This window comes from Jatrophihabitans fulvus, from assembly GCF_054781375.1.
Genome location: NZ_BAAGUN010000004.1, coordinates 1 through 9,976, shown reverse-complemented (window position 1 = coordinate 9,976; position 9,976 = coordinate 1). Strand labels below are relative to the sequence as shown.

The window sequence follows — 9,976 nt, the reverse complement described above, 5'->3', positions numbered from 1 at the left end:
CCCACCCGAAGGAGAAACCCCCGTGCTCCGCAGCCTCTACACCGCCATCAGCGGCCTCAACGCCCACCAGCAGATGATCGACGTCACCGCGAACAACATCGCGAACGTCAACACGGTCGGCTTCAAGTCCTCGACCACCCTCTTCGAGGACACCCTGAGCCAGACCATCTCCTCGAGCGGCACCAACTCCAACCAGGTCGGCCTGGGTGTGCAGGTCGTCGGCACGAACCTGAACTTCGTGCAGGGCTCGCAGCAGTCGACCGGCGTTGGCAGCAACCTGATCATCAACGGCGACGGCTTCTTCGTCATGCAGTCGCCCAGCGGCCAGCAGACGTTCAGCCGCAACGGCGCGTTCACGCTCAAGGACGGCAACCTGGTCACCGCCGACGGCTCGATCGCCTGCGGCGCCGACGGCGCCCCGCTGGACCTGTCGGCCCTCAACTCGGGTGACTACGTGTCGTACAACATCGACGCCACCGGCAAGGTCTTCGGCGTCAAGACCGACGGGACGGACGAGCTCGGCCAGATCGCGCTCGCGAACTTCACCAACCCGAACGGCCTGCAGAAGATCGGCAACAGCCAGTACGTCGCCACCAACATGTCGGGCACGCCGAACGTCGGCACCGCCGGCTCCGGCGGGCTCGGCTCGGTCGCGTCCGGCGCCGTCGAGATGTCGAACGTCGACCTGTCCCGTGAGCTCACCGGCCTGATCGTCGCCCAGCGCGGTTTCCAGGCGAACTCGAAGGTCATCACCACCTCCGACGAGATGCTGCAGACGCTCGTCAACATGAAGAGCTGACCGCCGACGGCGGCGCCCTCCCGAACCCGGGGACGGGCGCCGCCGAACCGGTCAAGACCGACCATTCCCTGCCGATAGTGAGGACGAGGAAGCCACGGACGGCGACCTCGGGACATTCCAAGGACGGACACGATGTTGCAGTTGACGAGACTCAGCGGACCCACGTTCGCGCTGAATCCGGATCTCATCGAGCGCGCCGAAGCCACCCCCGACACCGTCGTGACGCTGGTCAACGGCTCCAAGTACGTGATCCGCGAGAGCCTGGACGAGCTGGTCACCCTGGTGCGGCGCTACCGCGCGGACATCGTGAACGCGTCCCGCGAGCTGACGCCCCCGACCCGGCCCACCCGCAGCCGCACCGCCGCGCAGCTGGTCACCAACGCCGTCAACGCCGGCACCACTAACCACGGCGACGCCACCGTCGTCCCGCTCCGTGACGAGTCGGGAGACGCGTGATGGACCCCGCAGCGCTCATCGGGATGGGCCTCGCCCTCGTCGCGATCGTCGGCTCGACGATCATGGAGGGCGGCAGCCCCGGTGACATGATCCTGATCCCGCCGATGATCCTCGTGTTCTTCGGCACGGCCGGTGCCGCCATCGCCGGCGGGCTGATGTCCGACGCCAAGGCGATGCCGAAGTCGATCATCCGGGCCCTGACGGCCAAGACACCCGCGCCCGACGCGAGCGTCGCCACCATCGTCTCGCTCGCCGACCGGGCGCGGCGCGAGGGTCTGCTCGCCCTCGAGGCCGAGGTCGCAGGGGTCGAGGACCCCTTCCTGCGCAAGGCCCTGGAGATGGCGGTCGACGGCACGGACGCCGACGAGATCGCCGAGATCCTCGGTGCCGAGGTCGACGCCAAGCGGGCCTCCGACGGCGCGGCCGCGAAGATCTTCCAGGACATGGGCGGCTTCGCCCCGACGATCGGCATCATCGGCACCGTCCTCGGTCTGGTGCACGTGCTCGGCGACCTCAGCGACCCGTCCACCCTCGGCGAGAAGATCGCGTCCGCGTTCGTCGCGACGCTCTGGGGCGTCATGACCGCCAACGTGTTCTGGTTCCCCTTCGCCAACCGCCTCAAGCGGCTCAGCGAGGCCGAGTGCGAGCAGATGGAGGTCGCGATCGAGGGCGTCCTCGCCATCCAGGCCGGCAACAACCCGCGCGTCATCGAGCGCAAGCTCACCGCGATGATGACGCTCGGCGTCGAGCCCCCGAAGCAGGACGCGGCCTGATGCCCGCCGCCCACGGGGCCGCCGCCGGGTCGGCACGGGTGCGCCGCAAGCGCGCCCACGGCGAGCACGGCGGCGAGGAGGGCTCCGAGCGCTGGCTGGTCACCTACGCCGACATGCTGACGCTGCTGCTCGTGCTGTTCATCGTGCTGTTCTCGATCTCGGTCGTGAACACGTCCAAGTTCATCTCGCTCAAGACGTCGCTCGCCGCGGTGTTCGGTGACGGCTCGCCCGGGCCGCTCAAAGGCGGCAGCGGCCTGCTGGACAACTCCGCCGAGGGCTCCGGCCAGCAGATGGTCATGCCGGGCATGCCGGTCGCCCCCTCGGTCGGTGCGCAGGCCTCCGGCGGCAAGACCGACCCCGACCTGCAGGCCATCGCCCGCAAGGCCGACGCCGCGCGCGAGAAGGAGAACTTCGAGAAGACGCAGTCCTCGCTGCGCAAGGCGCTCACCAAGGCCGGCCTGGAGAAGGCCGTCCGCTTCACCATCGACCGCCGCGGGCTCGTCATCACCGTCGTCACCAACGCCCTGGTGTTCGCGCCCAACAGCGCGAACCTCCGTCCGGACGCCCGCAAGATCCTGCGCATCGTCGCGCCGGAGCTGGCCAAGCAGCCCCGCTCGATCGAGGTGGACGGTCACACCAACCAGCAGAAGGCGAGCACCTTCCCGTACCCGAGCGGCTGGGAGCTGTCGACGGCCCGCGCCTCGGCCGTGGTCCGCTACCTCGCCGAGGACGGCGTGTCCCAGGACCGCCTCACCGCCGTCGGCTACGCCGACACCCGTCCGCTCTACCCGGCGACCGACCCGCGCTCGGTGACGCTCAACCGGCGCGTCGAGATCGTCGTCCTCAGCACCCACGCCAACGACCCCACGGGCCGGACCTCCGTCGATCCGGCCCCCGCCCAAGGAGACACCCCGTGACCGCCGCCACCGAGACCGCCCCCGCGGGCGGCAAGAGCGAACCCGCCAAGAAGAGCTTCCTGAAGTCCAAGAAGGGCATCATCGCGATCGTCGCGCTGCTGGCCGTGGGCGGCGGCGGGGCGTACACGTTCCTCGCGCCGCCGGCCAAGCCCGAACCGATCAGCGGCGGCGAGGTCGTCCCCCTGGACCCGACCACGGTCAACCTCACCGGCGGCCACTACCTGAAGGTCGCCATCGCGGTGCAGCTCGTCAAGGGCAAGGGCACCGCCGAGGAGTTCAAGACCAGCGAGGCCGCCGAGCTCGTCATCGACCAGTTCTCCGACCGCTCGGTGCGCTCGGTCGCCTCCAACGAAGCGCGCAAGAAGCTCATGGTCGACCTCGAGAAGAAGATCAAGAAGGCGTACAAGGACGAGGTGTTCGACGTCTACCTGACCCAGTTCGTCACCCAGTAGACCGGGCCGGCCCCGCCCGCGCGGCGGGGCCCGTCCGAAGCCGGCTCCCGGGCCGGAGGTCCCGACCCGCACCCGTGCGGTCGGTTTGTCGCGTCGCGCCCTAAGGAACCCGATCGCGCCGCCGATAGAGGTGTCGTGACAGTCCCCGCGGCCCCCACCCCGGTGATCGAACTCGCGACCCGCAAACCCGTGCGGACGGCGCCCCCGGCGCCGACACCGTACGACTTCCGGCGCCCCACGAAGGTGTCCCGCGAGCACGTCCGCGTGCTGCAGCTCGCCTTCGACACGCTGGCGCGGCGGCTGACGACGCTGCTGACCAGCGGGTTGCGCCAGGTCTGCCAGGTGCAGGTCGGCGAGGTCGCGCAGGAGAGCTGGGACGACTACGTCGCCAAGCTCGACTCGCCGTCGGTCACCGTGCCGGTCATGGCGCAGCCCCTGAACGCGGCGATGACCGTCAACTTCTCGCTGCAGGTGGCGCTGGCCGCGATCGACCACATGCTCGGCGGTCCGGGTGGCGACCAGCCGACCCGTCCGCTCACCGACATCGAGCTGCCGCTGCTGTCGACGATCCTCGACCAGATCGTGGGCGTGCTGCGCTACAGCCTCGACCCGGTGGTGACGCTCGAGACGAGCATCGGCGCGGTCGAGTACAACCCGCAGTTCCTGCAGGCCGCCGGCGCGGCGGACGCGGTGCTGGTCGCCCACTTCACGCTGCAGATCGGCTCGGTGTCCAGCCCGCTGCTGATCAGCCTGCCGCTCGCGCAGATGCTGCCCGTGCTCGAGGCGCAGGCGCCGGTCGAGACCGCGGCCGACCCGGTGGCGCAGGCCGAGATGGCCGCCAAGCTCGGGGCCCGCGTCCGTGACGTGACCCTGGACGTCGCGCTCGAGTTCGAGCCCGTCCGCCTCACTGCCGACCGCATCCTCGGACTCGCGGTGGGCGACGTCGTCGCCGTCGACCAGCGTGTCGGAACCCCGCTCACCGTCCGCGCCGGCGGCGTCGCCTACGCCCGCGCCGTCGCCGGGCGGTCCGGAACCCGCCTGGCCGCCCTCGTCGTCGAGGGCCCCTCCCCCATCGGCGCAGCCACCCCCCGCAAGGAGTCGAAGTGATCACCCAGACCGCGAACACCGCGAGCCGGATCGCGTCCGACGTCGCCGGCATCGCCGCGTCGGCCGTCGCCCCGGGCTCCGTCCTCAACGTGGGCGAACCCGTGACGCAGCCCGTCGACCTGGCGTTGAGCTACGCCGTGATGTGCGAGCTCGGCGGCACGGTGACCGGCGAACTCGCCTTCTTCGTCGAGGAGGCCTTCGGCCGCTCGATGGTCGAGGCGGACGGTGCCGAGCTCGACCTCGCCGACGCGCTCGCCCCCACCATGGCAACGCTCGCCGGCGCGCTCGGTTCGGTCGTCCTCGGCCCGGCGCGCACCATCGACGCCCGCATGGCCGAGAGCCGCATCAACGCGTCCGAGGAGATGGCGATCGTCGGACTCGACGACGGTCAGGCGATCCGCGCCGCGATCGCCGTGGGCGTCGCGTCCGCCGCGCCGGTGGCGGCGGCGCCCGCCGTCCGCACCGCGGGCGCCGGCGAGCGGCTCGACCTGCTGCGCGGCGTCGAGATGTCCGCCACCGTCGAACTCGGACGCGCGCGCATGACGGTCAACGACCTGCTGTCGCTGCACGACGGCGCGATCATCGAGCTCGACCGGGCCGCCGGCGCGGCCGCCGACCTGCTGGTCAACGGACGGCTCATCGCCCACGGCGAGATCGTGGTGATGGACGAGAACTACGCGCTGCGCATCACCCAGATCGTCACCGACGAGCCGAGCCGCTGACATGGACACCGCCGCCATGATCGGACGCCTGCTGGTCTCGCTGGCCGCCGTCCTCGGTGTCATGTGGGTGATCGCCCGTCGCGCCCGCAAGGGCATGAAGGGCAAGGGCGACCGCGTCGTCGAGATCATCGACCGCGCCAGCCTCGGCCGCTCCTCGTCCGTCGCCGTCGTCCGGGTCAACGACCGGGCGTTCGTGCTCGGGGTCGCCGACCAGCAGGTGTCCCTGCTCGGCGAGACCGACCTGGCCGAGTCGCTCGCCGCCAAGGGCGAGACCCCGTCCGCCCGCAAGCGCACGTCCCACCGCGCGCCCGCGGCGCCGGCTCGCAAGGCCGTGCCGTCGGAGCGGTTGCAGGTGCCCGCCACCCGTGTGCCGGCTGCCGCCCCCGCTCCTGCCGAGCCCGTCGCCGCCCGCACCACCGGACCGCTCGCCGGTTCCGCCCTCTCGCCGCAGACCTGGCGGCAGACGGTGGAGTCGTTGCGCGACCTGACGTCGCGGTGAGCACCGCGTTCCGCCGTGTCGCCGTGCTGATCGCGCTGGCGATCGGCCTGGTGACCGGCGGGGCGCTCGTCTCGTCCACCGTCGCGACCGCGTCGGCCGCTCCGGTCGCCGCCGCTCCCACGTCGCCGAAGGCGCCCGCGGCGCCGACGTCGCCGGCCAAGCCGAAGGGCTCGTCCGACGGCACGGTGACCGTCGACGTCGACGGCAAGAAGCCGAGCCAGTCGGTCTCGATCCTGCTGCTCGTCACCGTCCTGGGCGTGGCGCCGTCGCTGCTGCTGCTCGTCACCAGCTTCACCAAGATCTTCGTCGTCCTGTCGCTGACGCGGAACGCGCTGGGACTGCAGTCGGTGCCGCCGAACCAGGTGCTCGCCGGGCTGTCGCTGTTCCTGAGCCTGTTCGTGATGCAGCCGGTGCTCACCAAGGTGTGGGACAACGGCATCAAGCCCTACATGGACGGCACGAAGAGCCGCGACCTCGCGTGGGCGGAGGGCACCAAGCCACTGCGCCAGTTCATGCTCGAGCACACCCGGCCCGAGGAGATCGCGCTCATGCTGCGGGCGGGCAACCTGCCCAACCCGTCGAGCAAGGCGGACCTCGACCTCACGACCATCATCCCCGCGTTCGTCCTCTCGGAACTGCGCTCGGCGATGATCATCGGCTTCGTCGTCTTCATCCCGTTCGTGATCATCGACCTGGTCGTGTCGTCGTCGCTCATGTCGCTCGGCATGATGATGCTCCCGCCGGTGTCGGTGTCGCTGCCCTTCAAGCTCCTGCTCTTCGTCCTCGTCGACGGGTGGGGCCTCGTCGTCACCTCGCTCGTGCAGAGCTACCGCACCGGTTAGGACACCTCGTGAACGACTCCGACGTCATCCACCTCGCCATGCAGGTCTTCGTGGTCGCGGGCAAGCTCTCGGCGCCCGTCCTCATCACCTCGTTGGTCATCGGCTTCACCGTGTCGCTGTTCCAGTCGGCGACGCAGATCCAGGAGTTCACGCTCGCCTTCGTCCCGAAGGCCGTGGGTTGCGGTATCGCGCTGCTGATCAGCGGTCACTGGATGCTGACGACGATGGTCACGTTCACCACCGACCTGTTCCACGGCATCCCGCAGATGCTCTCGAACGTCTGACGCGTCATGCAGGTGTCCGTCGACGGCGCGTGGCTGCTCGCGCTGGTGCTCGCCGCGGCGCGCATCCTCGCGTGGTCGCTCGTCGCGCCGCCGATCGCCACGGCCGGCGTACCCAAGACGGTCAAGGTCATGCTCAGCGTGGCCCTGGCCGTCGCGGTACTGCCGACCGTCCGCGGGCACCTGCCGGAGCAGGAGGCGTTCCCCATCGCCTGCGCGCTCGTGATCCAGATCGTGTTGGGCGCGGCGCTCGGCTTCATGACGCGGTTGGTCTTCGCGGCGGTCGAGGCGGCCGGCAGCCTGCTCGATCTGTTCGGCGGCTTCGCGTTGTCGACCGCGTACGACCCGTTGAGCACGACCATGACGTCGGTGCTCGGCCGGTTCTACGCGATGCTGTGCACGACCCTGATCTTCGCCACGGACGTGCACCTCGCGATCTTCCGGGGTTTCCTGCGGACGTTCACCGCGGTGCCGCTCGACGCCGGTTTCGACCTCGACGCGATGGCGTCCCAGGTCACCGGCGGCATGACCGAGCTGTTCGTGTCGGCGCTGCAGATCGCGGGCCCGCTCATCGTCGTGCTGTTCATCGCCGACCTCGCGCTCGGCGTGCTGAACCGCATCGCCCCGCAGCTCAACGCCTTCTCGATGAGCTTCCCCGTCAAGATCGGCCTCACGCTGCTGCTCGCGGGCATGGCGTTCATGCTCATGCCCGAGACCATCGCCGAGCTCGCGACGAAGTCGACCCGGCTGGTGTCGGCGATGACCTCATGAGCACCGGCAGCGCCTCGCTGGGGTCGGCCCCGTGAGCGGCAGCGGGTCGGGCGGCGAGCGCACCGAGAAGGCGACGCCCAAGCGGCGCAAGAAGGCGAGACACGACGGGCAGGTCGGCAACACCCCCGAACTCGGTGCGTGGCTGGGACTGCTCGTCGCTTCCTTCGTCATCCCGCACGTCGTCTCGTCGCTGATGAACACGGCGTCGGTGTGCCTGACGATGCTCGGTGACGTGATCCGCCGGCCCGACATCGGACGGGCGATGGCCGCCGTTGGCGAGGCCTTCAGGTCCGCGTTCCTGAACGCGCTGCCGCTCGCGCTGCTCGCCGCCGTCGTGGGATGCGCGTCCGTCGCGGCGCAGGGTTCGCTGTGGTTCGCACCCGGGCTGCTCAAGCCGAAGGCGAAGCGGTTGAACCCGCTGTCGGGCATCAAGCGCATGTTCGGCAAGCAGGGGGCGTGGAACCTCACCAAGTCGCTGCTGAAGTCCGTGGCGCTCGGGCTGGTTCTCTGGTTGTCGATCAAGGACCTCGTGCCGACGATCATGGGTTCGGGCAGCCTGCCGCTCGCGCAGCTCGTCGACATCTGCGTCGACGCCGGGCTGCGGCTGCTGCGGTTCGCCGCCGTGGCCGGCCTGCTCATGGCCCTCGCCGACTTCGTCGTCGTCCGCAAGCGCAACGACAAGCAGTTGAAGATGACGAAGGAGGAGGTCAAGGAGGAGTACAAGAGCAACGAGGGCGACCCGCACGTCCGCAGCGCCCGCAAGTCGCGACAGATGGCGATGCGCCGCAACCGCATGATGGCGGACGTCCCCGACGCCGACGTCGTGCTGGTGAACCCGACCCACGTGGCGGTCGCGCTGAAGTACGAGCCGTCGCGCGGTGCTCCCCGGGTCGTCGCGAAGGGCGGCGACCACACCGCCGCGCGCATCCGCGAGCTGGCCGACAAGCACCGCATCCCCATGATCGCGGACGTGCCCCTCGCGCGCTCGCTGTTCGCCTCCTGCAAGGTCGGCGACGAGATCCCGACGGACCTGTACCGCGCGGTGGCCACCGTCCTCGCGTTCGTCATGTCGCTTAAGAAGCGCGGGTCCGCCGCGGGTCTGCACACCGTGAAGACGCTCGCCCCGACCCGCTGACCATCGGGCAGGATGGCGCGATGGCCCCCCTTCTCGACCTGCCGATCGTCACCGAGCGCCTGCTGTTGCGGGCGCACGTGATGGACGATCTGAGCGATCTCGCGCAATTCCACGGTGACCCCGAGGTGGTCCGGTACATCCCGTGGCCGGTGCGTGACCGGCAGGCCACCGAGGTCGCGCTGCGGACGAAGCTGGCGCAGGCCCGGCTGGCCGAGGGCGAGTGGTTGGTGCTCGCCGTCGAGCTGCGGGAGACGTCCACGGTCATCGGTGAGGTGCTGCTGAAGTGGACGAGTCCCGCCGACCGGCAGGGTGAGGTCGGGTACGCGTTCTCCCGCTCGCACCAGGGGCACGGGTACGCCGCCGAGGCGGTGCGGGCGATGCTGCGCCTCGCATTCGACACCCTCGAGCTGCACCGGGTCTCGGCGGTCGTCGTCGAGGGCAACGACGCGTCCTGCCGGTTGCTGCAGCGACTCGGGTTCACGCGCCAGGCACGGCTGGTCGACAACGTCCGGCACAAGGGCGAGTGGGCGACGCAGCTGGTGTACGGGTTGCTGTCCGACGAGTGGCGGACGGGCGACACCGACCCCGATCTCGACGAGCTCGACGCTCTCGTGCACACGTTCTTCGCCGCGTTCACCTCGGGTTCCGGGGTCGACGGGCGGTTGGACGCCCTGCGCGCGGTGCTCCTGCCGCAGGCGGTGGTCGTGCGGACCTGCGGGTCGTCGCCGGCGGTGTACGACGTCGAGTCCTTCATCGCGCCGCGGCGGGACGTGCTGACCAACGGGTCTCTGACGGACTTCTCCGAGCACGCCGTGGCCGGTCGCTTCGACGTGTTCGGCGACATCGCGCACTGGTTCGGCCGCTACGAGAAGGACGGGCTGCTGAACGGTTCGCCGTGCCCGGGGGCGGGCATGAAGTCGATGCAGTTCGTGCGGACGGACGCCGGCTGGCGCATCAGCGCCGCGGCCTGGGACGACGAGCGTCCCGGGGTCGGACCGGACTCGCACCGGGACGTGGCGCTCGTCGTCTGAAACTGTCAGACCCTGCACGTACGTTCGATTCATGAAAGCAGCGACCGTGATTCCGGCCGAGACGGCCGTGGCGCGGTTGCGGTCGGCGATCGATGATCTGCTCGCGGCCGATCTGATCGGGTGCGACGCGGCTGCCTTCCTCGCTTCGGTCGACGAGCTCGAGTCGCAGTCGCGACGACTCGCCGCGGTGG

Annotated in this window: 13 protein-coding genes; all 13 read left to right on the top strand. The window is 70.2% G+C overall.

Annotation, left to right across the window (positions count from 1 at the left end; translation table 11 throughout):
- Positions 1-22: 22 nt before the first annotated feature.
- The 13 genes from ACYVP9_RS14285 (at position 23) to ACYVP9_RS14225 (ending at position 9,785) form a co-directional block, all read left to right on the top strand.
- Positions 23-799, top strand: a complete 777-nt coding sequence (locus ACYVP9_RS14285) for a flagellar hook-basal body protein (RefSeq protein WP_460605561.1) — start codon at positions 23-25, stop codon at positions 797-799.
- Positions 800-931: 132 nt separating this feature from the next.
- Positions 932-1,255 (top strand): flagellar FlbD family protein, encoded by a 324-nt coding sequence (locus ACYVP9_RS14280; RefSeq protein WP_460605559.1) that lies wholly within the window; start codon positions 932-934, stop codon positions 1,253-1,255.
- A complete protein-coding gene (locus ACYVP9_RS14275; protein ID WP_460605558.1) occupies positions 1,255-2,028 on the top strand; it encodes a motility protein A in 774 nt (257 codons plus the stop codon). The genes ACYVP9_RS14280 and ACYVP9_RS14275 overlap by 1 nt, the downstream gene beginning before the upstream one ends.
- A complete protein-coding gene (locus tag ACYVP9_RS14270) occupies positions 2,028-2,945 on the top strand; it encodes an OmpA/MotB family protein (protein WP_460605557.1) in 918 nt (305 codons plus the stop codon). The genes ACYVP9_RS14275 and ACYVP9_RS14270 overlap by 1 nt, the downstream gene beginning before the upstream one ends.
- Positions 2,942-3,397: a flagellar basal body-associated FliL family protein gene (locus ACYVP9_RS14265; protein ID WP_460605556.1), complete on the top strand. Its 456-nt coding sequence runs from the start codon at positions 2,942-2,944 to the stop codon at positions 3,395-3,397. The genes ACYVP9_RS14270 and ACYVP9_RS14265 overlap by 4 nt, the downstream gene beginning before the upstream one ends.
- Positions 3,398-3,532: 135 nt before the next feature.
- A complete protein-coding gene (locus ACYVP9_RS14260; protein ID WP_460605555.1) occupies positions 3,533-4,504 on the top strand; it encodes a flagellar motor switch protein FliM in 972 nt (323 codons plus the stop codon).
- The gene (fliN, locus tag ACYVP9_RS14255) at positions 4,501-5,226 is read left to right on the top strand and encodes a flagellar motor switch protein FliN (RefSeq protein ID WP_460605554.1); all 726 of its coding nucleotides are present in this window, start codon (positions 4,501-4,503) and stop codon (positions 5,224-5,226) included. The genes ACYVP9_RS14260 and fliN overlap by 4 nt, the downstream gene beginning before the upstream one ends.
- 1 nt (position 5,227) lies before the next feature.
- Positions 5,228-5,725: a FliO/MopB family protein gene (gene fliO, locus ACYVP9_RS14250; RefSeq protein WP_460605553.1), complete on the top strand. Its 498-nt coding sequence runs from the start codon at positions 5,228-5,230 to the stop codon at positions 5,723-5,725.
- On the top strand, positions 5,722-6,567 hold the full coding sequence (gene fliP / locus ACYVP9_RS14245; protein ID WP_460605552.1) for a flagellar type III secretion system pore protein FliP: 846 nt from the start codon (positions 5,722-5,724) through the stop codon (positions 6,565-6,567). Before fliO ends, fliP begins: the two co-directional genes overlap by 4 nt.
- A gap of 8 nt (positions 6,568-6,575) precedes the next feature.
- Entirely contained in the window at positions 6,576-6,851 is a 276-nt protein-coding gene (locus tag ACYVP9_RS14240) for a flagellar biosynthetic protein FliQ (protein WP_460605551.1), read from the top strand.
- Between the two features lie 6 nt (positions 6,852-6,857).
- Complete coding sequence (locus ACYVP9_RS14235) at positions 6,858-7,619, top strand: flagellar biosynthetic protein FliR (RefSeq protein ID WP_460605550.1); 762 nt, start codon at positions 6,858-6,860, stop codon at positions 7,617-7,619.
- Positions 7,620-7,650: 31 nt separating this feature from the next.
- Positions 7,651-8,754: an EscU/YscU/HrcU family type III secretion system export apparatus switch protein gene (locus ACYVP9_RS14230; protein WP_460605549.1), complete on the top strand. Its 1,104-nt coding sequence runs from the start codon at positions 7,651-7,653 to the stop codon at positions 8,752-8,754.
- A 20-nt stretch (positions 8,755-8,774) separates the two neighbouring features.
- Positions 8,775-9,785 (top strand): GNAT family N-acetyltransferase, encoded by a 1,011-nt coding sequence (locus ACYVP9_RS14225; RefSeq protein WP_460605548.1) that lies wholly within the window; start codon positions 8,775-8,777, stop codon positions 9,783-9,785.
- The last annotated feature ends 191 nt before the right edge of the window (positions 9,786-9,976 follow it).

What these genes read in the sequence shown, in the direction of transcription:
- ACYVP9_RS14225 (WP_460605548.1), top strand. Translation starts at nt 8,775, where the DNA reads ATGGCCCCCCTTCTCGACCTGCCGATCGTCACCGAGCGCCTGCTGTTG.
- ACYVP9_RS14275 (WP_460605558.1), top strand. Translation starts at nt 1,255, where the DNA reads ATGGACCCCGCAGCGCTCATCGGGATGGGCCTCGCCCTCGTCGCGATC.
- ACYVP9_RS14270 (WP_460605557.1), top strand. Translation starts at nt 2,028, where the DNA reads ATGCCCGCCGCCCACGGGGCCGCCGCCGGGTCGGCACGGGTGCGCCGC.
- ACYVP9_RS14235 (WP_460605550.1), top strand. Translation starts at nt 6,858, where the DNA reads ATGCAGGTGTCCGTCGACGGCGCGTGGCTGCTCGCGCTGGTGCTCGCC.
- fliO (WP_460605553.1), top strand. Translation starts at nt 5,228, where the DNA reads ATGGACACCGCCGCCATGATCGGACGCCTGCTGGTCTCGCTGGCCGCC.
- ACYVP9_RS14280 (WP_460605559.1), top strand. Translation starts at nt 932, where the DNA reads ATGTTGCAGTTGACGAGACTCAGCGGACCCACGTTCGCGCTGAATCCG.